25 protein-coding genes are annotated in these 25,853 nt (G+C 67.9%); 10 read left to right on the top strand and 15 right to left on the bottom strand.

Features of this window, described 5'->3' with window-relative positions; genetic code table 11:
• The first annotated feature begins 1 nt into the window (after position 1).
• On the top strand, positions 2-2,071 hold the full coding sequence (locus M3C25_RS04980; RefSeq protein WP_259855243.1) for an acyl-CoA dehydrogenase family protein: 2,070 nt from the start codon (positions 2-4) through the stop codon (positions 2,069-2,071).
• Between the two features lie 76 nt (positions 2,072-2,147).
• Here M3C25_RS04980 and metX read toward each other — a convergent pair whose 3' ends face one another.
• From metX to imuA', 5 genes are all read right to left on the bottom strand, one after another.
• Positions 2,148-3,278, bottom strand: coding sequence for a homoserine O-acetyltransferase MetX (metX, locus tag M3C25_RS04975; protein WP_259855242.1), 1,131 nt, complete (start codon positions 3,276-3,278; stop codon positions 2,148-2,150).
• A 6-nt stretch (positions 3,279-3,284) separates the two neighbouring features.
• Complete coding sequence (locus M3C25_RS04970) at positions 3,285-4,595, bottom strand: bifunctional o-acetylhomoserine/o-acetylserine sulfhydrylase (RefSeq protein WP_259855241.1); 1,311 nt, start codon at positions 4,593-4,595, stop codon at positions 3,285-3,287.
• 140 nt (positions 4,596-4,735) lie between these two features.
• On the bottom strand, positions 4,736-8,059 hold the full coding sequence (locus tag M3C25_RS04965; protein WP_259855240.1) for an error-prone DNA polymerase: 3,324 nt from the start codon (positions 8,057-8,059) through the stop codon (positions 4,736-4,738).
• 12 nt (positions 8,060-8,071) lie between these two features.
• Positions 8,072-9,643 carry a DNA polymerase Y family protein gene (locus tag M3C25_RS04960; protein ID WP_259855239.1) on the bottom strand — a complete coding sequence of 524 codons (1,572 nt, stop codon included), beginning with the start codon at positions 9,641-9,643 and terminating at the stop codon, positions 8,072-8,074.
• A complete protein-coding gene (imuA', locus tag M3C25_RS04955) occupies positions 9,633-10,364 on the bottom strand; it encodes a DnaE2-dependent mutagenesis accessory factor ImuA' (protein ID WP_259855238.1) in 732 nt (243 codons plus the stop codon). Before imuA' ends, M3C25_RS04960 begins: the two co-directional genes overlap by 11 nt.
• A gap of 93 nt (positions 10,365-10,457) precedes the next feature.
• On the opposite strand from imuA', the gene M3C25_RS04950 reads away from it, so the two are divergent.
• A complete protein-coding gene (locus tag M3C25_RS04950) occupies positions 10,458-10,961 on the top strand; it encodes a tRNA (cytidine(34)-2'-O)-methyltransferase (RefSeq protein WP_259855237.1) in 504 nt (167 codons plus the stop codon).
• Positions 10,958-11,785 (top strand): PfkB family carbohydrate kinase, encoded by an 828-nt coding sequence (locus M3C25_RS04945; RefSeq protein WP_259855236.1) that lies wholly within the window; start codon positions 10,958-10,960, stop codon positions 11,783-11,785. The genes M3C25_RS04950 and M3C25_RS04945 overlap by 4 nt, the downstream gene beginning before the upstream one ends.
• A gap of 192 nt (positions 11,786-11,977) precedes the next feature.
• Here M3C25_RS04945 and M3C25_RS04940 read toward each other — a convergent pair whose 3' ends face one another.
• On the bottom strand, positions 11,978-12,235 hold the full coding sequence (locus M3C25_RS04940; RefSeq protein ID WP_102160149.1) for a type B 50S ribosomal protein L31: 258 nt from the start codon (positions 12,233-12,235) through the stop codon (positions 11,978-11,980).
• Between the two features lie 206 nt (positions 12,236-12,441).
• Between M3C25_RS04940 and M3C25_RS04935 the strand changes: the two genes are divergently transcribed.
• Complete coding sequence (locus M3C25_RS04935; protein WP_259833493.1) at positions 12,442-13,005, top strand: YbaK/EbsC family protein; 564 nt, start codon at positions 12,442-12,444, stop codon at positions 13,003-13,005.
• 31 nt (positions 13,006-13,036) lie between these two features.
• On the opposite strand, the gene M3C25_RS04930 is transcribed toward M3C25_RS04935, so the two are convergent.
• Positions 13,037-13,873, bottom strand: a complete 837-nt coding sequence (locus M3C25_RS04930; RefSeq protein ID WP_311200499.1) for a phosphatase — start codon at positions 13,871-13,873, stop codon at positions 13,037-13,039.
• Positions 13,874-14,042: 169 nt separating this feature from the next.
• Between M3C25_RS04930 and M3C25_RS04925 the strand changes: the two genes are divergently transcribed.
• Positions 14,043-14,255 (top strand): hypothetical protein, encoded by a 213-nt coding sequence (locus tag M3C25_RS04925; RefSeq protein WP_259833494.1) that lies wholly within the window; start codon positions 14,043-14,045, stop codon positions 14,253-14,255.
• 8 nt (positions 14,256-14,263) lie between these two features.
• Here M3C25_RS04925 and M3C25_RS04920 read toward each other — a convergent pair whose 3' ends face one another.
• The 3 genes from M3C25_RS04920 to M3C25_RS04910 are packed head-to-tail and all read right to left on the bottom strand — an operon-like array spanning position 14,264 to position 16,793.
• Complete coding sequence (locus M3C25_RS04920) at positions 14,264-15,157, bottom strand: TrmH family RNA methyltransferase (protein ID WP_259855235.1); 894 nt, start codon at positions 15,155-15,157, stop codon at positions 14,264-14,266.
• 22 nt (positions 15,158-15,179) lie between these two features.
• Positions 15,180-15,998 carry a sulfite exporter TauE/SafE family protein gene (locus M3C25_RS04915; RefSeq protein ID WP_102160167.1) on the bottom strand — a complete coding sequence of 273 codons (819 nt, stop codon included), beginning with the start codon at positions 15,996-15,998 and terminating at the stop codon, positions 15,180-15,182.
• A gap of 9 nt (positions 15,999-16,007) precedes the next feature.
• Entirely contained in the window at positions 16,008-16,793 is a 786-nt protein-coding gene (locus M3C25_RS04910) for an ABC transporter ATP-binding protein (RefSeq protein WP_259855234.1), read from the bottom strand.
• A 70-nt stretch (positions 16,794-16,863) separates the two neighbouring features.
• Between M3C25_RS04910 and M3C25_RS04905 the strand changes: the two genes are divergently transcribed.
• Complete coding sequence (locus M3C25_RS04905; RefSeq protein ID WP_259855233.1) at positions 16,864-17,667, top strand: Rv1486c family protein; 804 nt, start codon at positions 16,864-16,866, stop codon at positions 17,665-17,667.
• A gap of 34 nt (positions 17,668-17,701) precedes the next feature.
• Positions 17,702-18,508, top strand: a complete 807-nt coding sequence (gene serB, locus M3C25_RS04900; protein WP_259855232.1) for a phosphoserine phosphatase SerB — start codon at positions 17,702-17,704, stop codon at positions 18,506-18,508.
• A gap of 12 nt (positions 18,509-18,520) precedes the next feature.
• Here serB and M3C25_RS04895 read toward each other — a convergent pair whose 3' ends face one another.
• From M3C25_RS04895 to M3C25_RS04885, 3 genes are all read right to left on the bottom strand, one after another.
• The gene (locus M3C25_RS04895; protein WP_259855231.1) at positions 18,521-19,000 is read right to left on the bottom strand and encodes a SixA phosphatase family protein; all 480 of its coding nucleotides are present in this window, start codon (positions 18,998-19,000) and stop codon (positions 18,521-18,523) included.
• Between the two features lie 137 nt (positions 19,001-19,137).
• Positions 19,138-19,896 (bottom strand): enoyl-ACP reductase FabI, encoded by a 759-nt coding sequence (gene fabI / locus M3C25_RS04890; RefSeq protein ID WP_259855230.1) that lies wholly within the window; start codon positions 19,894-19,896, stop codon positions 19,138-19,140.
• Positions 19,897-19,965: 69 nt separating this feature from the next.
• The gene (locus M3C25_RS04885) at positions 19,966-20,676 is read right to left on the bottom strand and encodes a beta-ketoacyl-ACP reductase (protein WP_102160179.1); all 711 of its coding nucleotides are present in this window, start codon (positions 20,674-20,676) and stop codon (positions 19,966-19,968) included.
• Between the two features lie 151 nt (positions 20,677-20,827).
• On the opposite strand from M3C25_RS04885, the gene M3C25_RS04880 reads away from it, so the two are divergent.
• Both M3C25_RS04880 and M3C25_RS04870 read left to right on the top strand, forming a co-directional pair.
• On the top strand, positions 20,828-21,358 hold the full coding sequence (locus M3C25_RS04880) for a DUF3099 domain-containing protein (protein WP_259855229.1): 531 nt from the start codon (positions 20,828-20,830) through the stop codon (positions 21,356-21,358).
• 201 nt (positions 21,359-21,559) lie between these two features.
• Entirely contained in the window at positions 21,560-22,570 is a 1,011-nt protein-coding gene (locus M3C25_RS04870; RefSeq protein WP_259855228.1) for an SURF1 family cytochrome oxidase biogenesis protein, read from the top strand.
• 18 nt (positions 22,571-22,588) lie between these two features.
• Here M3C25_RS04870 and M3C25_RS04865 read toward each other — a convergent pair whose 3' ends face one another.
• Together M3C25_RS04865 and M3C25_RS13105 are read right to left on the bottom strand one after the other, a co-directional pair.
• Positions 22,589-24,187, bottom strand: a complete 1,599-nt coding sequence (locus M3C25_RS04865; protein ID WP_259855227.1) for an ABC-F family ATP-binding cassette domain-containing protein — start codon at positions 24,185-24,187, stop codon at positions 22,589-22,591.
• Entirely contained in the window at positions 24,184-24,864 is a 681-nt protein-coding gene (locus tag M3C25_RS13105; protein WP_311200498.1) for a ribonuclease H family protein, read from the bottom strand. Before M3C25_RS13105 ends, M3C25_RS04865 begins: the two co-directional genes overlap by 4 nt.
• Positions 24,865-24,943: 79 nt before the next feature.
• Here M3C25_RS13105 and ypfJ point away from each other — a divergent pair.
• Positions 24,944-25,853 (top strand): KPN_02809 family neutral zinc metallopeptidase (gene ypfJ / locus M3C25_RS04855; protein WP_102160191.1); only part of this gene is annotated, 910 nt, incomplete at its 3' end.

Below are 25,853 nucleotides of genomic sequence, written 5' to 3'. Positions count from 1 at the left end.
CATGAGCAAGAAGCACCAGCTGTCCATCGATCCCGCCCGCATCGGCGCCGTCCTCGACGGGCGGTGGGCCGAGCAGCGCTACATCGGCCGCAGCTTCATCGACAGCGAACACGCCGTGCTCAGCGAGACCGGTGACCTCGAGCAGCTGCGCGAGGAGACCCTCGCCGGAGTCAAGGCGCTCATCGACACCGGCATCTCCGGTCTGCCGCTGCCCGAATCCGAAGGCGGTCAGAACAACCACGCAGGCTACGTCGCCGCGTTCGAGGAGCTCGTGACCGCAGAGCCGAGCATCCAGATCAAGGCTGGTGTGCAGTTCGGGCTCTTCGCCGGGGCGATCCAGCATCTGGGCAATGCCGAACAGCATGACAAGTGGCTCAAGCCCGCCGTCCGCGGCGAGCTGCTCGGCGCCTTCGCGATGACCGAGATCGGCCACGGCTCCGACGTCGCCTCGATCGGCACCACGGCCACCTACGATCCATCCGATGAGACCTTCGTCATCAACACCCCCTTCCGGGCAGCGACGAAGGAATACCTCGGCAATGCCGCCGTCCACGGTGAGGCCGCCGTCGTGTTCGCCCAGCTCATCACCAACGGCGTCAACCACGGCGTGCACTGCTTCTTCGTCCCGATCCGCGACGGCGCTGCGGGTGAGCCGCTGCCCGGCGTCACCCCGGAGGACGACGGCCGCAAGGGCGGACTGCTCGGCATCGACAACGGCCGCCTGTCCTTCGACAACGTGCGCGTGCCGCGCACCAACCTGCTCAACCGCTACGGCGACGTCGCAGCCGACGGCACCTACTCCTCGGACATCGAATCCCCGGGCCGGCGCTTCTTCACGATGCTCGGAACCCTCGTCCAGGGCCGTGTCTCACTCGACGGCTCCGGTGTCACTGCAGCGAAGCTCGCTCTCGACATCGCCATGCGCTACGGGCTTCAGCGCCGCCAGTTCACCGGTGGGGACGACGCCGTCGAGGAGGTGCTGATGGACTACCAGCAGCACCAGCGCCGCCTCATGCCCCTGGTCGCCCGCGTGTTCGCCAATGCGGTGGCCCACGATCAGCTGCTGGAGTCCTTCCAGCTGGTATTCGGCGGCGAGGACGACTCCGATGAGGCCCGCCAGCGACTCGAGACCCAGGCCGCCGGTTTCAAGGCGATCACCACCTGGGATGCGCTGTGCACGATCCAGGAATGCCGTGAGGCCTGCGGCGGCGCCGGCTACATGTGGGAGAACCGACTCGTCGGCCTCTACGGCGACCTCGACGTCTACGTCACGTTCGAAGGCGACAACACCGTCCTGCTGCAGCTGGTCGCCAAGCGCCTGCTGAGCGACTACGCCGCCGAACTCAAGGACATCGACCTCGGCGGTGTTGCCCGCTACATCGGCACCCAGGCCGCCGAGCACTCGCTGTACCGCTCCGGTCTGGCCAACGTTGGGCGCACCATCGGCGACATCTTCACTCCGGCGCTGAATAACAAGCGGGTGCGCTCAGGCCATGTGCAGCAGGCGATGCTGCACAATCGCGTCGAGGTCATGGTCGCCGACCTCGCCGGCACCCTGCGCCCGGCCGCCTCGATGCCCCCGGCGAAGGCCGCCGAGGTGTTCAACAGTGTGCAGCATCAGCTCATCGAGGCCGCTCGTGCCTACATCGAGGCGCTCAAGTGGGAGGCTCTCAACGATTCGATGCACGAGGTGCAGAAGCGCTCCGGTCATGAGGAGGAGGCCAAGCTGCTACGCCGCATCCGCGACCTCTACGGCCTGAGCCTCATCGAGGACAACATCGGCTGGCACATCATGTACGGCCGCCTGTCGATGTCGAGGGCCCGCCAGATCGGGCCGACCATCGACAGCCTGTGTGCGAAGCTGGCTGCCAACGCCGGTGATATCTGCGAGTCCTTCGGATACGGGCCCAAGCACCGCAGGGCCACGATCGCCGAGGGCATCGAGGCGAAGCGTCAGCAGGAGGCGATGGACTACTACCGCAATGCCCGCGCCCAGCGCGACTTCCCGGTCGATGAGCGGCACCTGTACAAGCAGCGCAAGGCCAAGGAGAAGAAGGCCAAGCGCGGTTGATGCCAGCGGGCCCACCGCCTCGGGCCCGGTGATAGCACCGGATCAGCCGGCCGCCCCGCATGGGGTGGCCGGCTGATCACGTGAGGAAGCGGCGCAGGTGCGGTGAGAGCTGGGCGCCTTCGGTGAGGAACCCGTCGTGACCTGCCCACGAGTCGAGCACATGGGTCTCGACGTCGCCCGGCAGCGCGGCGGCGAGCTGGGCCACCTGGGCCGGCGGGTAGAGACGGTCGCTGGAGACGCTGATGACCTGGAACTTCGCCTGCGCTGCCGACAGCGCCTCGGCGAGGTTCGTCGAGCGGCCGCGGCGCACATCGTGATCGCGCAGCGCCTGCGTCAGTATCCGGTAGGACTGCGCATCGAACCGGTCGACGAGCTTGGTCGCCTGGTAGTCGAGATAGCTCTGGATGGCGTAGTAGGCATCGCCTGCCGAGGCCGGCCGCGGCCGGTGGGCGAGGTCGGGCCACTGCTCCTGGCGGGTGTTGGCGAAGCGCTCGTTGAGCTCGGAGTCCGCCCGGTAGGTCAGGTGGGCGATCTGCCGGGCCAGACCGAGGCCGCGGCGCGGGAACCGGCCGATGACGGCATAGTCCCCGCCGCAGAAGTCCGGATCGAGCTCGATCGCCTGGATCTGGGTGTAGGCCCAGGCGATCTGGTCGGCGTCCGAGAACGCCGGCGCGGCCAGGATCGTGGCGCGATTGACCCGCTCGGGAGCCACGAGCGCGAACTCAAGCGCCCGCGCCCCGCCCATCGACCCGCCGATGACCGCATGCCAGGCCGGGATGCCGAGCCGGTCGCTCAGCAGCACCTCGGCTGCGGCCATATCGCGGATCGACACGGCCGGGAACCGGGAGCCGTGCGCCAGCCCATCGGCTGACGGGGAGGTCGGGCCCGTCGAGCCGTTGCAGCCGCCGATGGCATTGGCGCACACGACGAAGAACTCGTTCGTGTCGATCGCCTTGCCCGGCCCGACGACGTCTTCCCACCAGCCGGGGGCGAAGGACCGCGGTGACTCAGCCGCCGCCGGGTTGGCCACTCCGGAGCTGACATGCGGATCCCCGGTGAGCGCATGCTCGATGAGCACGGCGTTGGACTTCTCCGCGTTCAGCTGCCCATAGGTCTCATAGGCGATGTGCAGCTGCTCGAAGACGTACCCGGATTCGAGCACGACATCGTGGAACTCGGCGACGGCTGTACGGCTGGCGACCTGCATCGTGCATCAGCCGCGGGCGGCGGCGAATCCCTTCTCCAGATCGGCGATGATGTCATCGATGCCCTCGATGCCGACGGCCAGGCGGACGAAGGCCGGGCTGACTCCGGCGGCGCGCTGGGCGTCCTCGTCGAGCTGACTGTGGGTCGTCGACGCCGGGTGGATGACCAGTGAGCGGACATCGCCGATGTTGGCGACATGCGAGTGCAGCTCGAGGGCGTCGACGAACTTCACAGCAGCGTCGTAGCCGTCTGCGATCTCGAAGCCGAGCACGGAGCCGACACCCTTAGGCAGGTACTTCTGGCCGAGCTCGTACCACGGGCTTGAGGGCAGGCCGGCGAAGTGGACCTTGTCGACCTGGGCGTGGCTCTCCAGGAACTCCGCGACCCGCTGGGCGTTGGCGACATGGCGTTCGATGCGCAGGCTGAGGGTCTCCAGGCCCTGGGCGATGAGGAAGGCGTTGAACGGCGAGGCGGCCGGTCCGAGGTCGCGCAGCAGCTGCACGCGGGCCTTGATGCCGTAGGAGACGTTCGCGCCGAACGGTGAATCCGGGCCGAGGTCGCGGGCGTAGACGAGGCCGTTGTAGGAGGCGTCGGGCTGGTTGAAGCCGGGGAAGCGCTCAGGCTCGGCACTGTAGTCGAAGTTGCCGCTGTCGACGATGATTCCGGCGATCGAGGTGCCGTGGCCGCCGAGGTACTTCGTGGCGGAGTGGATGACGACATCAGCACCGTGCTCGATCGGGCGGACGAGGTAAGGAGTCGCGAGGGTGTTGTCGATGATGAGCGGCACCCCGGCGGCGTGCGCGGTCTCTGCCACCGCGGCGATGTCGAGGACGTCGGAGCGGGGGTTGGCCACGGTTTCGGCGAAGAACAGCTTGGTGTTGGGCTTGACAGCTGCCTTCCATGCCTCGACATCGCCGGGATCGGAGACGAAGGTCGTCTCGATGCCGAGCTTGCGCAGGGTGACGTCGAGGAGGTTGTAGGTGCCGCCGTACAAGCTGGGGCTGGCCACGACGTGATCGCCGGCTTCAGCGATGTTGATGATGGCCAGGAACTCCGCGGACTGGCCGGAGGCCACGAGCAGGCCCTGCACTCCGCCTTCGAGGTCGGCGATGCGGTCTTCGACGGCGGCGACCGTCGGGTTGCCGATGCGGGTGTAGATCGGGCCGAGGTCGGCCAGCGCGAAGCGGTTGGCGGCGGTCTCGGCGCTGTCGAAGACGTACGAGGTGGTCTGGTAGATCGGCAGGGCGCGGGCGCCGGTGGCCGTATCCGGTGACTGGCCGGCGTGGATCTGGCGGGTCTCGAAGCTCAGTTCGCTCATGGGGTGCTCCTTCAAGCGGGTACAGGTCGGTCGTGGTGTCCACCACGCTAGGGAGCCCGGCTCACCGGGTGGGCTGCTTTCGTCATCTGTCTGTCATGTGTCGTCATATGACGTCATACAGGGGGCATGCAGCGCCTGTCTCACTGGAAGTTCCGTGACTTCACCGGCATCTTGACGTCGAGTGGGATGAGCTTGTCGGCTGTGACGCTGACGACCGTGCCGGCCCGCTGCACCCGGCCGCGGATGACGAGGACGTTGTGGCTGTAGGAGATCGGCCGGTAGCGGCGCATGAGTCCTGGTGAGCAGGCGATGTTGAGCATTCCGAACTCGTCTTCGAGGTTCATGAACGTCACACCTGAGGCGGTGCCGGGCCGCTGCCGGTGCGTCACCAGCCCGGCGACGGTGATCATCTGGCCGTCGACGGCCTGCTGGGCATCGGCGGTCGAGGCGTAGCCGCGTTCGCGCAGCCTGCCGCGCAGCTGCTCGGTCGGGTAGCCGTCGACGGTCAGGCCGGTGGAGAACAGTTCGGCAAGGGTGATGTCGAAGCTGTTCATGAGCGGCAGAGCCGGGGCCTCGGCGACCGGGGCGGTGCCCGGCAGCATGCCCGGGCCTGACCCGCCCTGGGAGCCGGCGACCCACAGCGCCTGCCGGCGGTCGAGGCCGAAGCAGGCGAACGCGCCTGCGGTGGCGAGGCTTTCGAGCACGGTGACATCGACGCCGGTGCGCTGGGCGAGGTCCCCGACCGAGGTGAAGGGGCCGTCGGCCTCGCGCGCGGCGACGATCGCCTCGGCAGCGGAATCGGCCCCGCGGACCGTTGAGAGCCCGATGCGGATGGCGAACCCACCGGTCGAATCCGCATCAGCCTCCAGATCGGCCTGCGCGCTGGAGGCCTGCACATCGACCGGCAGGATCCGCACCCCGTGCCGGCGGGCATCGGCGATGAGCGACTGAGCGGAGTAGAAGCCCATCGGCTGGGCGCGCAGCAGCCCGGCGGTGAACGCGGCATGGTGGTAACGCTTGAACCAGGCGGAGTCGTAGACGAGGTTGGCGAAGCTGATCGCGTGGCTTTCGGGGAACCCGTAGTTGGCGAAGGCGGCGATCTTGTCGAAGATCACCTGCGAGGTCTGCGCATCGACCCCGCGGGCCGCTGCCCCGGCATGGAATCGGTCGGCCAGCTGGCGCATCCGCTCCTTCGAGCGTTTGGCACCCATCGCCCGGCGCAGCTGGTCGGCATCCCCGCCGGTGAACCCGGCGACGTCGATGGCCAGCTGCATGAGCTGCTCCTGGAACAGCGGCACCCCCAGCGTCTTCTCCAGCGCCGAGCGGGTCAGCGGATGCAGGTAGTCCGGGGCTTCGAGTCCCTGCCGGCGGCGGATGTAGGGATGGACCGACCCGCCCTGGATGGGTCCTGGCCGGATGAGTGCGACCTGGACGGCCAGATCGTAGAAGCAGCGCGGCAGCATCCGCGGCAGGGTGGCCATCTGGGCGCGAGATTCGACCTGGAAGACGCCGATCGCATCGCCTGCGCACAGCATGTCGAAGACCTCCGGGTCCTCCTGCGGCAGCAGCGCCCGCTCGATGCGCTCACCGGTGTGGACGGCGATGAGGTCGACCATCTCGTGCAGGGCGGTGAGCATGCCCAGGCCGAGCAGATCGAACTTCACCAGATCCATATGCGCGCAGTCATCCTTATCCCACTGCACGACGGTGCGCCGCTCCATCGTCGCCGGTTCGATCGGCACGACCTCGCCGATCGGCCGGTCGGCTAAGATCATGCCCCCGGAGTGGATGCCCAGGTGGCGGGGTGTGCCGAGCAGCCCGCGGGCGGCGATGATGACCGGGCCGGGCACCCCCTGCTGACCGCCTGCTCCTCCAGTGCTGTCGTCGTCATCGTCGTCTTCGGGCAGCCGCGACCAGCGCTCGAGTCCTTTGGAGAACGCGTCCTGCTGGCCGGGCTCGTAGCCGAGGGCGGCTGCGGCATCGCGGACGGCGGACTTGGCCCGGTAGGTGATGACATTGGCGACCTGGGCGGCCCGATCGCGGCCGTAGTGGTCGTAGACGTACTGGATGACCTCCTCGCGGCGGCCGGATTCGATGTCGACGTCGATATCGGGATAGCCCTCGCGCTCAGGGGCGAGGAACCTGTCGAACAGCAGCCCGAAGCGCACCGCATCGACGGCGGTGATGCCGAGGACGTAGCAGACCGCGGAGTTCGCAGCCGACCCCCGGCCCTGGCAGAAGATGTCGTTATCCCGGCAGAACCGGGCGATGTCGTAGACGATGAGGAAGTACCCGCAGAAGCCCATCTGCTCGATCGTGGCCAGCTCGCGATCCAGCAGCTCCCAGGCATCCGGGCGCTGCTCGCGGGTGCCGTAGAGCCTGAGCCCGCCGGCGGTGACGAGCTGACGCAGAAATTCGGCATCGCTCAGCCCGGCAGGCACGGGTGCCTGCGGCAGACCGGCCCGGGCGGCACGCAGCTCGAAGGCGCAGTCAGCGGCGATCTCAACGGCGGCATCAAGGGCAGCGGCGGGGAACCGGCCGGCCATCTCCGCGCCGGTGTGGATGCGCTGCAGGGCTGCAGGCGGCAGCCAGCCGGCGACCTCGTCGAGGCTGGAGTTCGCACGCACCGCCGCCCGCACCTGCGCATCATGGAACTGCTCCCGGCTGGCATAGTGGACCTGGTTCGTCGCCGCCGTGCGCACCCCAGCCCGCGCAGCGAGTTCGCACAGATGGCGGATGCGCTCATCGTCTTCGGGCAGCCCGGTGCGGGTGAGTTCGACGATGAGCCTCTCGCGGCCGAACATCGCCACCAGCCGGCGCAGCCGGCCCAGCCCGCCGTCGGGATCGCTCAGGTGCGGGATGAGCAGTCCCTTGCGGCAGCCGGTGAGCACATACCAGTCGCCGCCGCCCTGCTCGGCCGCCGCGGCCAGGCCTTCGAGGTCGATGACCGGTTTGTTCTTCGTCCCGGCCATATGCGCCTGCGTCAGTGTGGCCGAGAGGTGCCGGTAGCCGGGCACCCCGCGGGCGAGGACGAGGGCGTGGGCGGCCTCCGGGTCGATCTGGCCGGGGATCTTCGCTCTCAGGCCCAGGGAGATCTCTGCCCCGTACACGGTGCCGATCCCCCGCCCGGCGGCTGCCTGGGCGAAGCGGGCGGCCCCGTAGAGGCCGTTGTGATCGGTCAGCGCGATCGCCTCGAGCCCGGCGTCGACGGCAGCGTCGATGAGCTCTTCGGGTTCTGAGGCTCCGTCGAGGAAGCTCATCGTCGAATGCACGTGCAGCTCTGCCCACGGCCGGCCCCGGCGCCGAGGTGGCGCTTGCCTCCCAGCGTCACCGGCACCTGTCCCACCGGCCCGCAGGTCGGGGGGACGCAGCTGCAGCGGTTCGGGAACCGCCTCGGCGGCGGTGCGGGAGGACAGGCGGCGTTCGAGCTCCGACCACGGGATCGGCGGATTGCAGTATCCCATCAGGTCCTCCTTCTAGGCGTAGCGTCCGGTGATGTGCCAGCGGCCGTGCTCCTTGCACAGCAGGAAGGCCTGCCCGCAGTCGGTGAGGACCTGCAGCCGCACTCGGTACTGGGCCCGGGCCGGATCCCACCAGCCGGCCTCGACCGGCCAGGCCGAGGAGTGATCGACGATGCTGAACTCGGCGCCGGACTCCAGCCGTAGGAGCACCGGGGTGCTGTCGAGTCCGCTGGGCCGGGCGATGACGCTCATCCCCTGCCGATCGAGCAGCTCGACAGGCGCGCGGTCGACGATCATCGGGTGCGGGGCCGGCAGCCGGCCCGGCCATGGGGCAGACGCGCTGCGCTCAGGGCGGGGCTGCTGCTGCCACGGCGTCCACAGGTTCGTCTCCGCAGGCTCCCGGCCGCCCTGCAGCTGGGGCACGCGCACCGCCTCGGGCCCGTAGAGGCCCTGCAGCCGCTCCAGGGTGTGGGTGACATAGCCCGAGCGCTGGGCGAACAGCGAGGTGTGGGCCTCCAGCGGGGCGAGCAGCTCAGCCGCGGTCAGCGCCAGCGCGCAGACACCATCGGCCTCCGCCAGCCCCTCATCGACCGGTTCGGCAGCGGCGGGTGCTGACTGTCCGGCCAGCCAGCCTTCGGCCTGCCAGCGCACCCGGTCGGCGACGAGGTTCTCGTCCATGAGCTCCAGCCGCCAGGTCCGCTGGCTGCGCTGCCCGCCGGCGGCGACGAGCTCGATCGTCAGGCTCGGGCACACGAGCCCGGCTGACCGGATCCCGGTGAACAGCTCAGCGGCAGCGGCACGGGCGTGGAAGGACAGCTCATCGCCACGCGAGCTCGGTGGGCTGATCGGCACCTCGATGAGGTGCTCGCGCTGGCGGACGTGGTCGACCGGCCGGTGGACCGGCAGCCCGCGAGCCAGCCGGTGGGCCTGCACACCGAGGGCGCCGAACCGGGTGCGCATCTGCCCCTCGCCCAGCTGCGCCAGCGATCCGAGCGTGTCGAGGCCGAGGCGTTCGAAGACGGTGACGAGCTCACCGTAGGTGTGGGCATCGGCATAGGCCAGCGCGGTCGTCGGCTGGGTGGCGAGGAAGTCGGCGGTCTGCCCGGGCAGCACCCGGGTGGCGGTGCGGGCGGCGAGCATCGCGGCGAAGACCGAATCGGCGATGCCGGCGAAGAACTCCCAGCCGGTGGCGTCGGTGACTCTCGTGAGCAGTTCCTCGACCGCGGCGTCCTCGCTCGGGTAGGTGCGCGCCAGTGCGGTCAGCGGGATGCTCACCTCTCCCGGGGTCAGCACGGTGAAGCGGGCGATGCTGGCCTCGAGCACATCAAGCCCGGTGGCGAAGATCCGCTGGTCGAGGTCCTCATCCCAGCCGGTGATGCGCACCTGCGGGCAGCGCAGCTGGGCGGCGCGCTTGTTGATCCCGGTCGTGATGCCGGCAACCCGGGCGGCGGCATTGCAGGAGACGATCCGCCCGCCGCGCAGCACGGCGACCGGTTCGTGGGCCGCCCAGCCGTGCGCTTCGGCTGCAGCGGTCGCCGACCAGTCCGGGACCGTGAGCACGAGGGTCCGCTGGGTCTCAGCCGGCACCGTCGATCACCTGGATCTGCGGGTGTGCCGGCCGGCTGGCCACAGCCTCCGCGCCCGAGGCGGTGGGCAGGTGCTGCACGCTGGGTGCACCGGGGGTGAGCGGCCAGGTGAGCAGGTGCTCGCCGGTGCGCGGATGGCGCACCCGCGCGGTGCAGGCCCGTAGCCGTCCGGTGCCTGCGTGCAGGCCGTCCCAGCCGGCGACGGAGACCTCGCAGCTTTCGCTGCTGCCGGGCATCGGGCCGAGGGCGATGAGGCTGGCGCGGCGTTCGCGAACCTTGGCGGCTAAGCGCTGACGCTCCTGTGGACTCGGGGCAGCCGGCGGGGCGATGATGAGCAGGTCGAAGGTCTCCAGCAGGATCGACACGACCCGCTGCCAGTCCGCAGGCGGGGTGCGCACGTGGACAAAGTGCTCCAGGTCGATGCCGAGGTCGGCCAGCCCGGCGACGGCCAGCTCCGGGGTGTCGACGGCTGCGCACCAGTGCTGTTCGCGGGTGGACTTCGCTGCTGCCGCGCACGCGAAGGACAGTGCGAGGGTGCCGGTGACGCTGAGGATCTCCCCGCGCGGCAGGCCGCCGCGGGCGAAGACCGGGGCCAGTATGCCGTCCACCGGCAGCGGTTCGGGGCCGGTGAAGAGCTCGCGCGCGGTCGTGACACCCGGCAGGCGGCTGAGCTGCTCTCGGAGCGCCTGCGGGTCGGCGGCGACGGCATGGTGGACGGACATAACCACAACTATAGAACACCTATTCGAATGCGAGCAATGCTGTTCGAACGGGTGCACAGCACCGGCCTGCTGAGCCGCTAAGCTTGGAACGCCATGAACATCGACATCGTCTTCCACACCCCGGAGATCCCGGGAAACACGGGAAACGCCATCCGCCTGGCAGCGGTCACCGGAGCGCATCTGCACCTGGTCGAACCCCTCGGATTCGACCTCTCCGATGCCAAGCTGCGCCGGGCCGGACTCGACTACCACGACCTCGCGCACGTCACCGTCCACCCGGATCTCGCGCACCTGTGGGAGCACCTCGGCGACCGCCGGGTCATCGGCTTCACCACGCACGCACAGACCGGTTTCGGTGAGATCGCCTACACTGACGGCGATGTGCTCCTGTTCGGCAAGGAGTCGACCGGCCTCGATGACGATGTGCTGGCCGATCCGCATATCGCACAGCAGGTCAGGATCCCGATGCTGCCGGCACGCCGGTCGCTCAACCTGGCGAACTCGGCTTCGATTGCGATGTACGAGGCATGGAGACAGCACGGATACGCCGGAGCCGCCATGACAGAGGCTGCGGCCGATGGAAAGGAACCCCAATGACAGCACCTCGCGGCCTGACGGTGGCCGGACTCGATGTCTCCGGCGGCGCCGGCCTCGGCGCCGATATGAAGATGTTCGAGGAGTACGGCGTCTTCAGCGCAGCGGTCATCACCTGCGTGGTGACCTTCGACCCGGACAACGGCTTCTACCACTCCGCTGAGTTCCAGGACGCCGACTTCATCCGCCAGCAGCTCGACTCGACCCTGGCGATCCACGACTACGACGTCATCAAGTCCGGCATGGTCGGCTCCGTCGACTCCGCCCTCGTGCTCGCCGACCGGCTGAAGAACAACCACCTGCCCTACGTCTTCGATCCCGTGCTCGTGTGCAAGGGAACGGGCTCGATGGTCGACCTCAAGGACCTGTTCATCGAGAACCTCGTGCCCCTGGCCACCGTCATCACCCCGAACCTCGAAGAGGCCGCAACCCTCGTCGGGGCTGCCGAGCTTACGAACGTCGATGAGATGGCAGAGGCGGCCAAGGCGATCCACGCGATGGGCGCTGACAACGTCGTCGTCAAGGGCGGGGCGCGCCTCGACACCGACGAGGCCATCGACGTCCTCTACGACGGGCAGACCCTGACGACCTTCAGCAGCAAGAAGATCACCAACGACCTCGTCAACGGTGCCGGCTGCTCCTTCGCCGCCGCGATCGCCGCCGGCCTGGCCACCGGCCTGTCCGTGCCCGAGGCGGTGCGCAAGTCCAAGGAGACCGTCGCCCACGGCATCGCTGCCGCCGTTCCGAACGCCACCGGCGTCGGCTCACTGCTGCACCCGGCCGCCCGCTGCTACCCGCATGAGGGCATCGTCATCGAACAGCACTGAGTCAGTAAGAACTCTATAAAGCACTGCAAAGGCGGGCCGTCAGACATCTGACGGCCCGCCTGTCGGATGCCGGCTGACACAGACACAACGGCTGTGCAGACACTTCTGGCCCGTGACAGCGTGTCACGGGCCAGAAGTCGCGGCGCAATCGCCGACGGTGCTGCAGGATGCGCACTGGAGCGCATCGCGCACTCAGCGGCGCTTGCCGAAGCCCTTGTAGCGGTCCTTGAACTTCTCCACGCGGCCGGCGGAGTCGAGGATGCGCTGCTTGCCGGTGTAGAACGGGTGCGAGGCCGAGGAGATCTCGACGTCGATGAGCGGGTAGGTGTTGCCGTCTTCCCACTCGATGGTCTTCTCGCTCTCAACGGTGGAGCGGGTGACGAACTTGGTGCCCGAGGCAAGGTCGTTGAAGACGACCGTGCGGTACTCCGGGTGGATGTCCTTCTTCATGAATGTCCTTTGTTTGAATTGTCAGGGCGCCTGATGCGGAAGCCTCCCCCGCCTGCCAGTGCCCAAATTCACGTGTGACTCCGAAATGAGCCACCAGCCAACTATACAGGTCGCGGCCACCGGACGCGATTCGGCCCCGCAGAAGCAGGGTGTCCGCACTGCGGTCGGCGATCCGGCCCCCGCCGGCGGTGTGCTGTCATGAAGCCATGTCATCCTGGACGATCCTCTCCCATGCTCCTGCCCCCGTCGAGACGGTTCCAGCCCGCGAGCACCCCGAGCTGCTCGCCGCTCCCACCGCCGAGGCGGTGGCCGGGTTCCCGGCCGAGCATCCGGTCGACGTGTTCGCCATCGATCCGGACCTGGCTGACACTGCCGCGCTGACCGAAGCATATGGGCTCAAGGACCAGCATTCGGCCAACTGCGTCATCGTCGCAGGTTCCCGAGCCGGTGAGGAGCGCATCGCCGCCTGCATGGTCCTCGCCCACACTCGCGCTGATGTCAACAAACGAGTGCGCAAGCTGCTCGATGTGCGCAAGGCCTCGTTCATGGACCAGGAGCGGGCATGCGCCGAATCGGGCATGGAGTACGGCGGCATCGGACCCTTCGGTCTGCCGGCCGGCTACCGGATCCTCATCGACTCACGCATCGTCACCGAACCCGAGGTGGTGATCGGATCGGGCATCCGCGGTTCGAAGATCATCCTCTCCGGTCAGGCCCTGGCGGCGCTGCCCGGTGCCGAGGTGGTCGAGGACCTCGCAATCGAGGTCTGACCACCCGCGGCAGGCCGGGCTCTGCGGCGGCTCAGTCCTCGAGGTGCCCGGCGGCGGTGGTGAGGACGAATTCGATGAGCGGCTGGTACAGCTGCGGAACGACATCGTCATCGAGCGGGACGCTGACCTCGACCTGGCCCTGCGCCTCAGCGACGAAGAGGGCAGGGTCGTTGCAGTCAGCGAACCCGATCGAACGCAACCCGCGGGTGCCAGCGCATCCGGCCCAGCCGTGATCGGCGACGACGAGATCCGGGACATCTTCTCCCCTGATGGTCAGCTCATCGAGCAGCGCTCCCATCGGCTCAGCCAAGTGCGTATGCGGCACGCCGCCGTGCTGGTGCCATACCCACACACCGCTGATGCGCCGCAGGTCCCCACCGATCTCCGGGACCGCGATATACCCGTCAGGTGAGATCACCTCGGCACCGTTTTCGGCTGCCCATGCGGCGAAAGCCATGTGCACCGGCAGCATCCCGCCGGGGTGTCCGGTGGCGAACAGGATCCGTGCCTGGGCCGCGACTGCCGAACCGAGCACATCGCCGAAGCGGGCCAGCGCTGCGATGCAGCGTTCGGTCGAGATTGTGTCGACGCCTTCGGTGAATTCCGGGTCTGGACGCAGCCCGACCTTCTCCACCATGAGCGCGAAGACCTTCTCGTAGTCCCACTCCTGGGTCAGCTCGACACCGAAGTCGAACTGGCACTCCTGGTCGAGGAACCGGTGGATGTGGGAGAGGTTGTTCTCCCGCGGAGTGCCGACCTCGCCGGTGATCCGCCCGGCCTCCAGGGCCGCAGCCAGCTCCGGGTGCTCCTCGCACAGCGGTCCGGGTACGTTTCCGGTGGCTGCCGGCACACTCTGCTCCTCGGTCACAGACGTCTCTCCTTCTCTGTCAGCATTGCCAGAGCTCAGCCTATCGAAACCGCCGACTGGCAGGGCACCCGTTCGACTGGTGCACCGGGGTCACATCGCCCTCATGCTCTCGAGCAATGGCACAGCCGCTGGTCTTTCGTTAGCGTGCGGAGAAGAGGAGTGATTCGACATGCGCCGGCCACCATGGCTGACCACCCTGTACCTCGCTGCCGTTGGGTTCGTCTTCGTCAGCGTCATCTTCTACTACTTCGATGCGCCGTGGAATGTGCTCATCTCCGCCTGCTTCGTCCTCGCTGCACTGGTCACCAGCCGGCTCATCAGGCGCCGACCTCGGAGACCGAACAGCGATCACTCGAGGCCGTTCGCATCCCGTCAGCGCTGATCGGGCTCTCACTTGGTGGCGTAGAACGCCACGGCTGAGCTCGCTGCGACGTTGAGCGAGTCAACGCCGTGCATCATCGGGATCGTCACCCGTGCGTCGAGGCTCCGGTCGGTACCGCGCTTGAGCCCGTCGCCTTCGGTGCCGAAGACGAGCGCCAGCCGCTCATGCTCGGCAGCCACGAGCTCATCGAGGGTGATCGCGCCTTCACCCAGTGACATGCCAGCGACGTAGAAGCCTGCGTCTTTGAGCAGGTCGATGCCGGCTGGCCACGGGTCGATGCGCGTCCACGGGATCTGGAATACCGTGCCCATCGACACGCGGATCGACCGCCGGTACAGCGGATCGGCACACTCCGGTGTCACCAGCACGGCATTGACACCGAGTGCCGCAGCTGAACGGAAGGCAGCCCCGACGTTCGTGTGATCGACCAATCCTTCGAACACCGCGATCCGGCACTTGGGCGCACCGGCGTCGAGCACCTCAGCCACCACCTCGGCGGCGGTGCGCGGAGCCGGACGGGCCATCGCCGCCAGCGCCCCGCGGTGCAGATGGAAGCCGGTGAGGTCCTCGATCCGGGCTTCGGTGCCGATGTAGATCGGCCCGGTCGTCTCGGTGAGGATGTCGGTCATGCCGGCGAACCATTTGCGGCTCATGAGGAAGGACTGCGGCTTATGCCCGGCGGCCAGGGCACGGCGGATGATCTTCGTGCTCTCGGCCAGATAGATGCCCCATTCGGGTTCGGCCGCTGAGCGCAGCCGCACATCGGTCAGCTGCGTGTACGCGGCCAGCTCCGGGACGTCGAGATCGTCGAAGAACCGCAGGCGGCCAGCATCGATGCCGCATGCGGCTGCCAGCGCACGGATCTCAGCTTCGGTGGGTTCGGCCTTGCGCGGAGTGTTCATGACGAGATTCCTCGGACCAGGATCACATCTGCAGGATGTTCCACAGCGCCACCAGGCCGAGGATGACGATGACGCTGCGCAGCAGCACCGGTGAGAACTTCCGGCCCACCCGCGCTCCGAGGTAGCCGCCGATGAGCGAGCCGGCAGCGATGAGACCGGCGGCCATCCAGTTGATGCGGTCGAAGCCGACGATGACGTAGATGCTGGCCGCGACCGTGTTGACGACCAGGACGAGGACGTTCTTCGCGCCGTTGATGCGCTGCAGGGTCTCCGGCAGCAGCATGCCGAGCAGGGCGATGAGGATGATGCCCTGGGCGGCGGCGAAGTATCCGCCGTAGACGGCTGTGGCGTAGACGGCGATGAACACGGCGATGTGCCGGCCGATCGACATCGGCGGCGTTCCGGTATGCCCCGCAGCCTCTGGTGCCGGTGCGGCTTCCTCGGCTGAGCGCATCGCCCGGTCGCGCAGCAGTCGTTGGAGCATCGGCTGGAAGATCACAAGCAGCAGGGCGAGCACGAGCAGCACCGGCACGATCGTGATGAACGCATCCTCGGGCAGGTGCAGCAGCAGGTAGGCACCGGTGAGCGCGCCGAGAAGGCTGGCCGGGATGAGCTGGAGCATCCGCTTCTTCTGCCCGGCCAGCTCCGTGCGATAGCCGAACGAGGAGGCGATGTTGCCGGGGATGAGACCCACGGCATTGCTCATCGTCGCCGTCACCGGGGGCACGCCGAAGGCGACGAGAGCCGGAAAGGTGATGAGGGTGCCGGAGCCGACGATCGCGTTGATCCCTCCGGCGCCGACGCCGGCGAGCAGCGTCAGCAGGATGTGATGCAGTTCCATGCCGGCGGCTCAGTACCGTGCCTGGGCGTGGTAGCGGCCGTCCTCCACTCCGATGCGGACAGGCACCGAGAACGTCTCCGAGAGGTTCTCCGCCGTCAGGGTCTCCTCGATCGGCCCGGCGGCGACCGCGTCGCCGTCCTTGAGCAGGAGCGCATGCGTGATGCCCTGCGGGATCTCCTCGACATGGTGGGTGACCATGAGAGTCGTCGGGGCGTAGCGGGCGGAGAGGATCTCGGTCAGCGCCTGGAGCAGCTCCTCGCGCCCGCCGAGGTCGAGGCCGCTGGCCGGCTCGTCGAGCAGCAGCAGCTCAGGGTCGGTCATGAGCGCCCGGGCGATCTGTACGCGCTTGCGCTCACCTTCGGACAGGCTGCCGAAGCGGCGCTCGCTCATCCGCTCCATCCCGAAGGCGGCGAGCAGGTCCTCGGCTCGGGACGTGTCGACCTCGTCGTAGGCCTCGGTCCAGCGACCGAGGACGCCGTAGGCAGCGGTGAGGATGATGTCGATGACCTTCTCGGAGTTGGGCATGCGCGCAGCCAGATGCTGCGAGGCATACCCGATGCGCGGACGCAGTTCGAAGACGTCGACGCGCCCGAGGCGGTGGCTGAGGATGTCGACCGAGCCCGAACTGGGGTGCATGCGCCCGGAGGCCAGTTCGAGCAGGGTGGTCTTGCCGGCTCCGTTGGGGCCGAGGATCGTCCAATGCTGCCCTTCGCTCACCTGCAGGGACAGACCGTCGAGAAGGAGGTTCTCCCCACGGCGGACACGGACATCGTCAAGGACCAGAACATCGCTCATAGACCAAACCTTAGTACAGAACACACTGCCGTTCCTCGCCTCTGCAGGGGCATGTTCTACAGTGTGCACAATGTCCGCTCACTCCCGTACCGAACTCGATGCGACCCTGCCGAGCCTGCTGTTCGCGCTCACGGCCAGCGCGTGGCTGGCCGGGCGGGCGAGCCCTGATGACTGTGCTGAGGCGTTCCTCACATCTGGGCACCCGGTGCCGCTGCTGATCGCCGATGACGCCCTCGATCCCGGCGCCGAGGTGCCGGCTGGGATGCTCCTGACCCTGCCGCGGCTGAGAGCAGCTGGCATCGACCGGGTCCGCTGTGTGCTCATCCACCCGAGCCTGCCGATCACCGTCCCGAAGGTCGACCGGGCCCACCGGCGGCTGCTGGCCGGCGCGCAGTCGGTGGCGGTGGCCGAAGCTGGCGGCCAGGCTCGCGCGGTCATCGTCATCGATGCCAAGGCTGCGATGCGCTTCATCCCGTGCGCCCCGGTGCGCGCCGCCGGGCTCGGGGCGGTCAGCGCCGCCGAGGCGTCCCGGCAGCTGCGGCAGGCGACGATGGAGGCGCTGGCGACCGTCGAGTCCCTGCCTGAGGTACCGGCTGGGATCGGTGGCTGGCAGTGGCGGGACTGGCAGGCCGAGCTCACCGGCCCGCCGACCGCCGCCGAGGCGGTGGCGGCGTTCGTGCCCGACCCGGCAGATGCCCAGCAGCTCATCACCGCCCTTGAGATCCATGAGGCGATGCGCAGTGTCCTCGTCCCGGCTACCGTGCAGCCTCCGCGGCTCGGTGCCGCATTGGCCGGCGTCCACGCCGCCGCTGTCGAGGTTGTCACTGCGGTGACCGCCGAGGCCCCTGGACCCAGGCAAGGCTCGGCTCCCTGACAGCGCGGATGCTGGCGTGCGTAGACTGGTGCGCATGCACAGGATCAGCATCGTGCGCACGGTTGAAGGCGGCAAGGAGCCGGCCTTCTCCGTTGCCTCCAAGCTTGTGACCGACGACCAGCTGCCGGCTCAGCTCAGCCGGGCACATGAGATCGCCGACGGCGCTGATGTCGTTCTCGTCCCGGCTCCCCTGGCGCGCACCACACCCAAGGTCGTCGTCATGGACGTCGACTCGACATTCATCGAAGACGAGGTCATCGATCTGCTGGCCGCCGAGGCCGGGGCGGCGAAGGAAGTCGCCAAGGTCACCGAGAAGGCGATGCGCGGCGAACTCGACTTCGAGGACAGCCTGCGCGCCCGGGTGAAGACGCTCAAGGGCCTGCCGGAGAAGGTCCTCGACGAAGTCCGTGCAGCCGTGACCCCGACCGGCGGGGCGGCCGAACTCGTGAGCCTCGTGCAGTCGAACGGCGGCCGGGTCGGTCTGGTCTCCGGGGGCTTCACCCAGATCCTCGGGCCGCTGGCCGAGCAGTTCGGGATCACCGACTATGCGGCCAACACTCTGGAGATCTCCGGCGGAAAGCTCACCGGGAGGGTCGAAGGCCGCGTCGTCGACGCGAAGTTCAAACGCCGCTTCCTCCGGCAGCTCTGCGAGGCGGCCGGAGTGCCGGTCGAGGAATCGGTGGCGATCGGCGACGGCGCCAATGATGCCCTCATGGTTCAGCAGGCCGGCCTCGGCATTGCGTTCTGCCCAAAACCGGCCCTGGCCGAGGTGGCTGATGCGACCGTGTCCGTGCGCCGGCTCGACGCCGTCTGGGCAGCGGTCACCGGCCGCATGAACTGAGCGAGGCCCCGCTCAGTCGCGGAAACAGTGGATCTCAGGTTGAGGGAAGCCGCCGGCGGCCACTCCCCAGGCCGGAAGATCGAAGATCGCGATCGACGACGGCCTGAACTTCGTGTTCAGTTCGAAGTCGGCGCACAGTTCGGTGATGACCTCCGAGACCGTCGGCTCGTGCCCGGCGATGTAGGCGCCGGTCGAATCGGCCGGAATCGTGCTGATGACCTCCACCCAGTCATCGACGTCGGCATCGTACAGCGCTCGGTCGGCACGGACCTCCAGCGGGGTCCCGGCCTGTGCGAAGGCTTCGGCGACACCCTGTGCGGTCTGCATGGTGCGCAGCGCAGCGGAACTGATGAGGCAGTCGAGCGGGTAGTCGGTGAGGAACTCACCGAGTCGGGCGGCTTCGGCGAAGCCTCCGTCGGTCAGCGGGCGGTCGAAGTCGTCCACCGGCGGCCGGTCGGCCTTGGCATGTCGGCCGATCACCAGATACGGCATGGTGTCCTTTCACAGACGAGCAGGTGATTCCCACGGTACGCGAGTTATCCTCGCCTGTGCACGCGACAGCGCCCGGAAAGCACAAGCTTTCCGGGCGCTGCCATTGAGCCGGTCGCAGTCGGCCGGCCAGCGTGTGATCAGGCGCCGGTCGAATGGAGACCGCCGTCGACGTGGACCATTTCACCGGTGGTCGCCGGGAACCAGTCGGAGAGCAGCGCGACGATCGCCTTGCCGGCCGGTTCGGTGTCGGTCTGGTCCCAGCCGAGCGGTGCCCGGTCGCCCCAGACGTCTTCGAAGGCGTCGAAGCCGGGGATCGACTTGGCAGCCGTCGTCTTGAGCGGGCCTGCCGAGACGAGGTTGCAGCGGATCTGGTCCTTGCCGAGGTACTTGGCGAGATACCGGTTGGTCGACTCGAGTGCTGCCTTGCACACGCCCATCCAGTCGTAGGCCGGCCAGGCGACGGTTGCATCGAAGGTCAGGCCGACGACGCCGGCGCCGGGGTTCATGACCGGCTTGGCGGCCACGACGATCGACTTCAGCGAGAACGCCGAGACCTGCATGGCATTGGCGACCGACTCGAACGGGGTCTCGAGGAAGACACCGCCGAGGGCGTCCTTCGGGGCGAAGGCGATCGCGTGGACGATGCCGTCGATGTTGCCGCCGAGGCGCTCGGGCAGTGCGGCCAGGTCCTCGTCGTTGGTGGCGTCGAGTTCGATGACCTCAGCGGGCTTCGGCAGCCGTTCGGCGATGATCGAGGTGATCTTCATCTGCCGTCCGAACGACGACAGGATGACCTCTGCGCCCTGCTCCTGTGCCAGCCGGGCGGCGGCGAAGGCGATCGACGCCTCCGTCAGCACGCCGGTGACGAGAATGCGCTTGCCGTCAAGAATTCCCATGTTCCCCAATCCTTCTCAAGATCTCGCAGCCGGCGTCCTGCCGCCAGGCTGCCGTGGTCAGTCCGTTGTTCAGTGTCCCATACCCAGGCCGCCGTCAACCGGAATGACGGCCCCGGAGATGTAGGCGGCCTCATCGGAGGCGACCCAGCGCACCACGCGAGCGACCTCCTCGGCTTCGGCGAACCGCTTGGCCGGGATCTGCGCGAGGTATTCCTTCTGCTGTTTCTCCGGCAGCTCATCGGTCATATCGGTGCGGATGAAGCCCGGTGCCACGACATTGGCGGTGATGCCGCGCGAACCGAGCTCGCGGGTGATCGAGCGGGCCAGGCCGACCAGGCCGGCCTTCGAGGACGAGTAGTTCGCCTGCCCGGCCACGCCGAGGAGGCCGGAGACCGAGGAGATGAGCACGATGCGGCCGTACTTCGCCCGGATCATCGAGGTGATGCCGCGCTTGACGGTGCGGAACGCGCCGGTGAGGTTGGTGTCGATGACGGCACCGAACTCCTCGTCGTCCATGCGCATGAGCAGGTTGTCCTTGGTGATGCCGGCGTTGGCGACGACGATCTCGACCGGGCCGAGTTCGTCTTCGACCTGCGTGAAGGCCGCGTCGATCGAGGCCGTGTCAGTGACATCGGCGCTGACGGCCAGCGCGCCCTCGGGGGCTTCGCCGTTGCGGGAGGTCACAGCGACCTTGTGGCCTGCGGCGATGAATTCCTCGGCGATGGTGCGGCCGATGCCGCGGTTGCCGCCGGTGACGAGGACGACGCGTGATTCAGACACGTGTGGAGGCTCCTTCTTCGTGCGATCGCCGCGTGGGAACGGCGCGGGCAGTGTGATGTCTCCAACCTAACGTACAGATGAAGTCCTTAAGTATCTGGGAGACAATAGGGCGGTAGGCTTTTGTATCTGAAAGCACGAGTCATGGAAGGCTATGGCACAGAAGAGACCACGCACGCACATCACGGATGCCGACGAGTCTCACGAAGCCGACACCCGCGCCCGCTCCCGCCGCTACCTGCTGTCCATGGCCATCCGCATCACCTGCTTTGTCCTGGCCATCGTCACGACCGGCTGGGTGCGCTGGGCGTGTGTGGCCGGTGCGGTGTTCCTCCCGTGGATCGCTGTGCAGATCGCCAATGCCGGCAAGGAGAACATCACCCGGACGAAGACGGCGCAGATCGACGCGCCGCCGCTGCCGGAGCTGCAGGCATGCCGCAGCGATGCTGCCGCTGGTTCCGGTCCCGAGGCGGCAGGCGCCTGGCGTGCCGAGTCCGACGTCGTCGACGCGGAGGTCATCGGCGGATACACGGTCTCGCCCGGCAGCGCCTCCACACCCGCACATGACAGCGGGCAGGTCGACGACGAGGAAACGCTCGATGTCGTGGAGGGCACAGTGGTCGAACCCGATGCGGATGGTACTCCTCCGCCTGCCGGTGAGGAGGACGGTGAGACCCGTGAGTGAGCTGCGCTGCTCTGCCCGGGCCTGCAGTCGCCCGGCGGCCTTCGCGATGCTGTGGAACAACCCCCGGGTTCACACCCCGGAGAGGCGAAAAGTATGGTTGGCCTGTGATGATCACCGGACCTACCTGCACGAGTACCTGCAGCTGCGCGGCCTGCTTAAGGACGACGTGCCGGTCGATGAGATCCCAGCAGGGGCTGGCTAATGGCTGCTAGCTCCTACCGCTTCATCCTCTCCTCCCGCTGGCTGCGCTACATCGCCTTGGCGGTTGTCGCTGCGATCGCCTGCGGATTCCTCGCCAACTGGCAGAACAACCGCCGTGAGGCCCGCGACGCTGAGATCGCCCACATCAATGCGAACTACCACGGCGAGGCCGAACCGCTCTCAGCGATCCTGCCTCAGCGTGATGCCGCGCTGCCCGATGAGCTCGACTGGAAGCGCTTTGAGACCCGCGGCACCTACGATGCCTCCTCGACGATCCTCGTGCGCAACCGCAGCCTCGATGGGCAGGCAGGTTTCTATGTGCTCGTGCCGCTGGTCACCGAGGCCGGAGGCGAGCTGGCTGTCGTGCGCGGCTGGGTGCCCACCGGCCAGACGGGTGAGGCCCCGGACGTCTCCGCTCTTCCTGCTCCCCCGGCTGGGGAGGTCAGCATCACTGGCTGGCTGCGCACACCGCAGGAGGCCTCGGGAGAGACGGCCTCTGAGAACACCATCCGCAGCATCGACCCGGCGATCGTGCCGGGCATGAGCGCTCCGTATACCGGGGCCTACGCGCAGCTCGAAGGCGAGGACCCGGCCCCGGCTGAGCGCCTGACATCCCTGCCGCCGCCGAGCACCGATCCCGGTTCCCACCTGTCGTATACGTTCCAATGGATCGTGTTCGGGATCATGATCCTCGGTGGTGTCTTCTACGCCGCTCGCCGGGAGCGCATCAGCCGTGATCTCGAAGCCGCCGAGCAGGCTGGCCGGGCTCCGCGCACGGAGTACGTCGTCGTCGACAAGGACACGATTGCCGCCGGCCGTTCCCGCGGGCGTGCCAGCACCCCAGCCGGCCGTGCCTCGCGCTATGGCAGCGCCGGCCCGCCCAGAGCTGCTGCCCGCCGCAGCGCAGCAGCCGCCAGTCTGCGGGCCGGAGCGACAACCGTGTCAGCGCGTCGCAAGCAGGGCTCGGCTGAAGATGCTGAGGACGCGCTGCTCGACGAGCAGGGCTTCTGAGCGGCTGTTCTGATCGCCTCAGGCGAGGGTGACGAGGTCGAGGTAGTCGGCACTCCAGTGATCCTCATCGCCATCCGGCAGCAGGAGCACCCGATCGGGATTCAGCGCCTCGACAGCACCGACGTCGTGGGTGACGAGCACGATCGCACCCTCATAGCGGCGGATCGCTGAGAGGATCTCCTCGCGGCTGGCCGGATCGAGGTTGTTCGTCGGCTCATCGAGCAGCAGCACGTTCGCGCTCGAGACGACGAGGGTGGCCAGCGCCAGGCGGGTCTTCTCACCACCGGAGAGAACGCCGGCCGGCTTGTAGACGTCGTCGCCGGAGAACAGGAACGAGCCGAGCACATTGCGCACCGCCGTGTCATCGAGGTGATCGGCGTGGGCGACCATGTTCTCCAGCACGGTCTTGTTGACATCGAGGGTTTCGTGCTCCTGGGCGTAGTAGCCGAGCTTGAGGCCGTGGCCGGCGATGACCTCACCGGAGTCCGGCTTCTCAAGCCCGGCCAGCAGGGTCAGCAGGGTCGTCTTGCCGGCACCGTTGAAGCCGAGCACGACGACCCGTGAGCCGCGGTCGATGGCCAGGTCGACGCCGGTGAACACCTCGGTCGATCCGTAGCTCTTCGACAGTCCCTCAGCCGTCAGCGGCACCCTGCCGCAGGCAGTCGGTGCCGGGAAGCGCAGATGCGCGACCTTCTCCGATTGGCGTTCGGACTCCAGACCCGAGAGCATCCGCTCGGCGCGCTTGGCCATCTGCTGGGCGGCGACGGCCTTCGTGGCCTTGGCTCGCATCTTGTCGGCCTGCGCTGACAGTGCCGCGGCTTTCTTCTCGACATTGGCGCGTTCGCGGCGCCGGCGCCGCTCATCGGCTTCGCGCTGCTTGAGGTACTGCTGGTAGGTCATCGAGTAGATGTCGATGCACTGCCGGGTGGCGTCGAGGAAGAAGACGGTGTTGACGACTTCGTCGATGAGGTCGAGGTCGTGGGAGATGATGATGAGCCCACCGGAGTACGTTTTGAGGTAGCCGCGCAGCCAGGCGACCGATTCGGCGTCGAGGTGGTTGGTCGGCTCGTCGAGGATCATCGTGTCCGGTGCCTCGAAGAGGATCCGGGCGAGTTCGACGCGGCGGCGCTGACCGCCCGAGAGTGTCTGCAGCTCCTGGCGGATCGTCGCCTCGTCGAGCCCGAGGTTCGCGGCGATGCTCAGCGCCTCCGATTCGGCGGCGTACCCGCCGGCGGCGATGAATTCGGCTTCGATGCGCGGGTACTTCTCAATCGCCTTGGACATGACATCGGGGTCCGGATCCGACATCTGCGCTTCGGCTTTGCGCATCCGGCGGGCGATGACGTCGAGTTCGCGGGCGGCGAGGATCCGTTCGATGGCGGTGGCCTTCGGATTGCCGGTGCGCGGGTCCTGCGGCAGGTATCCGACGGTGCCGGTGCGTGAGACGGTGCCGGCGCTGGGCTGCACTTCGTCCATGAGCACCTTCGTCAGGGTGGTTTTGCCGGCACCGTTGCGGCCGACGAGGCCGACACGGTCGCCCTTGTCGACCCGGAAACTCACCTCGGTCATGAGCGTGCGGGCACCGACCATCACCTCAAGATCGTGCACGGAGATCATCGCGTGTCCTCTCCGTAGGCAGCCTGGGCGCCCGAGCGGATGAGCCGGGCGAGTTCGTCCTGCGGGCTGCGCTCGGCTGCCCGGGCGGCGGCGACGATGCGGTCAGCGAGATCGCGCTCGAGCTCACATGAGACCTGGACGGTCGCAGGCGCGGCGGCCACCGCCTCGGGAGCGGCAGGCGCAGTATCAGGGGCAGCCGGTGACTTACGTGCGGCACCGGTGAAGCCGGGGCCGGTGGGCACGGGCGTGTCGTCTTTATACGCAGCAGCGGCAGCTCGGGCGCGCTCGTCGGCGGCATCGTTGAGGGTGTGGTTGCTGTGACCTTTGACCCATTCGAACTCGACACTCCGGCCAGCCAGCGCGGCGTCGAGGGCCTCCATGAGGTCGCGGTTCTGCACGTCCTTGCCGTCGGCCTTCTTCCAGCCGCGGCGCTTCCAGTTCGGCATCCACTTCGTCACCGAGTTGATGACGTACTGGCTGTCGCACAGGATATGCAGCGGCGTGCCGGCATCCGCAGTTGCGTTGAGGATCTCGATGACCGCCTGCAGCTCACCGCGATTGTTCGTCGCCTTCTTCCAGCCGCCGGCATCCCAGCAGTCGTCGTCGATGTACCAGGCCCAGCCAGCGGGCCCAGGGTTGCCGAGGGCGGAACCGTCGACGGCGACAGTGATCGTCACGTATGTGTCCTTCCGAAATTGCTGGTCAGGCCAGAAAGCGCCTATTCCCGGCGCGCGATGCCCACACTATGCTACTGCCATGACCTTCAATCCCGGCAGTCAGCTCGACACCTCCCAGGTCTCCCGCCGCTCCGGCGGCGGCATGGGCGGTCCCATCAAGGTCGGCGGTGGCATCGGCTCGATCGCCGTGCTCATCCTCGGCGTCATTCTCTTCGGCCCCGGTTTCATCAACCAGGGCCTCGGCGAGGGCTCAAGTTACGACTACTCGCAGGTCGGTGAGCAGGACGGCGGACAGTCACTGGCCGAGCAGTGCCAGACCGGTGAGGACGCCAACCGCAACATCGAGTGCCGTGTCGTGGGCACCGTGAATTCGCTCAACACCTATTGGGACGGCGGCGCCTCCCGGCTCGGGGTGCGGTATCACCGGCCCGAGGTGGTACTGACGTCTGGTTCGTGGCAGACCGGCTGCGGCGCGGCCAGTTCGGCGATGGGCCCGTTCTACTGCCCGGCTGATGAGACAGCCTACTTCGACGTCGGGTTCTTCGACCAGCTGCGCAGCCAGTACGGCGCCGGTCAGGGTCCGCTGGCTGAGGAGTATGTCATCGCCCATGAGTTCGGCCACCACATCCAGCGCCTGACCGGTGACATCAACCGTGCCCAGCAGGGTGACACCGGCCCGCAGTCCTCGGCGGTGCGCCTGGAGCTGCAGGCCGACTGCTATGCCGGGGTGTGGGCGTCGAATGCTTCGAAGACGAAGGACTCCGGGACAGGGCAGCCGTATCTGCAGCCGCTGACGGCCGCCGACATCCGCTCGGCGGTCTCGGCCGCCGAGGCGGTCGGCGATGACCGGATCCAGGAGAAGGCGCAGGGCCGGGTGACACCGGAGAACTTCACACACGGGTCCTCCGAACAGCGCGAGACCTGGTTCATGCGCGGGTATGAGGACGGCGATCCCGCCGCGTGCGATACCTTCTCCGCTGGCCGGATCT

This window comes from Brevibacterium luteolum, assembly GCF_025147615.1.
Lineage (GTDB): Bacteria > Actinomycetota > Actinomycetes > Actinomycetales > Brevibacteriaceae > Brevibacterium > Brevibacterium luteolum.
This window is presented reverse-complemented; position numbering and strand designations above follow the sequence as displayed.

Bases quoted from the DNA above. Each gene is read 5' to 3' on its own strand.
- M3C25_RS04980 (WP_259855243.1), top strand. From the start codon at position 2: ATGAGCAAGAAGCACCAGCTGTCCATCGATCCCGCCCGCATCGGCGCC.
- metX (WP_259855242.1), bottom strand. From the start codon at position 3,278: ATGCAGGTCGCCAGCCGTACAGCCGTCGCCGAGTTCCACGATGTCGTG.
- M3C25_RS04970 (WP_259855241.1), bottom strand. From the start codon at position 4,595: ATGAGCGAACTGAGCTTCGAGACCCGCCAGATCCACGCCGGCCAGTCA.
- M3C25_RS04965 (WP_259855240.1), bottom strand. From the start codon at position 8,059: ATGGGATACTGCAATCCGCCGATCCCGTGGTCGGAGCTCGAACGCCGC.
- imuA' (WP_259855238.1), bottom strand. From the start codon at position 10,364: ATGTCCGTCCACCATGCCGTCGCCGCCGACCCGCAGGCGCTCCGAGAG.
- M3C25_RS04950 (WP_259855237.1), top strand. From the start codon at position 10,458: ATGAACATCGACATCGTCTTCCACACCCCGGAGATCCCGGGAAACACG.
- M3C25_RS04945 (WP_259855236.1), top strand. From the start codon at position 10,958: ATGACAGCACCTCGCGGCCTGACGGTGGCCGGACTCGATGTCTCCGGC.
- M3C25_RS04940 (WP_102160149.1), bottom strand. From the start codon at position 12,235: ATGAAGAAGGACATCCACCCGGAGTACCGCACGGTCGTCTTCAACGAC.
- M3C25_RS04935 (WP_259833493.1), top strand. From the start codon at position 12,442: ATGTCATCCTGGACGATCCTCTCCCATGCTCCTGCCCCCGTCGAGACG.
- M3C25_RS04925 (WP_259833494.1), top strand. From the start codon at position 14,043: ATGCGCCGGCCACCATGGCTGACCACCCTGTACCTCGCTGCCGTTGGG.
- M3C25_RS04920 (WP_259855235.1), bottom strand. From the start codon at position 15,157: ATGAACACTCCGCGCAAGGCCGAACCCACCGAAGCTGAGATCCGTGCG.
- M3C25_RS04915 (WP_102160167.1), bottom strand. From the start codon at position 15,998: ATGGAACTGCATCACATCCTGCTGACGCTGCTCGCCGGCGTCGGCGCC.
- M3C25_RS04910 (WP_259855234.1), bottom strand. From the start codon at position 16,793: ATGAGCGATGTTCTGGTCCTTGACGATGTCCGTGTCCGCCGTGGGGAG.
- M3C25_RS04905 (WP_259855233.1), top strand. From the start codon at position 16,864: ATGTCCGCTCACTCCCGTACCGAACTCGATGCGACCCTGCCGAGCCTG.
- serB (WP_259855232.1), top strand. From the start codon at position 17,702: ATGCACAGGATCAGCATCGTGCGCACGGTTGAAGGCGGCAAGGAGCCG.
- M3C25_RS04895 (WP_259855231.1), bottom strand. From the start codon at position 19,000: ATGCCGTATCTGGTGATCGGCCGACATGCCAAGGCCGACCGGCCGCCG.
- fabI (WP_259855230.1), bottom strand. From the start codon at position 19,896: ATGGGAATTCTTGACGGCAAGCGCATTCTCGTCACCGGCGTGCTGACG.
- M3C25_RS04880 (WP_259855229.1), top strand. From the start codon at position 20,828: ATGGCACAGAAGAGACCACGCACGCACATCACGGATGCCGACGAGTCT.
- M3C25_RS04870 (WP_259855228.1), top strand. From the start codon at position 21,560: ATGGCTGCTAGCTCCTACCGCTTCATCCTCTCCTCCCGCTGGCTGCGC.
- M3C25_RS04865 (WP_259855227.1), bottom strand. From the start codon at position 24,187: ATGATCTCCGTGCACGATCTTGAGGTGATGGTCGGTGCCCGCACGCTC.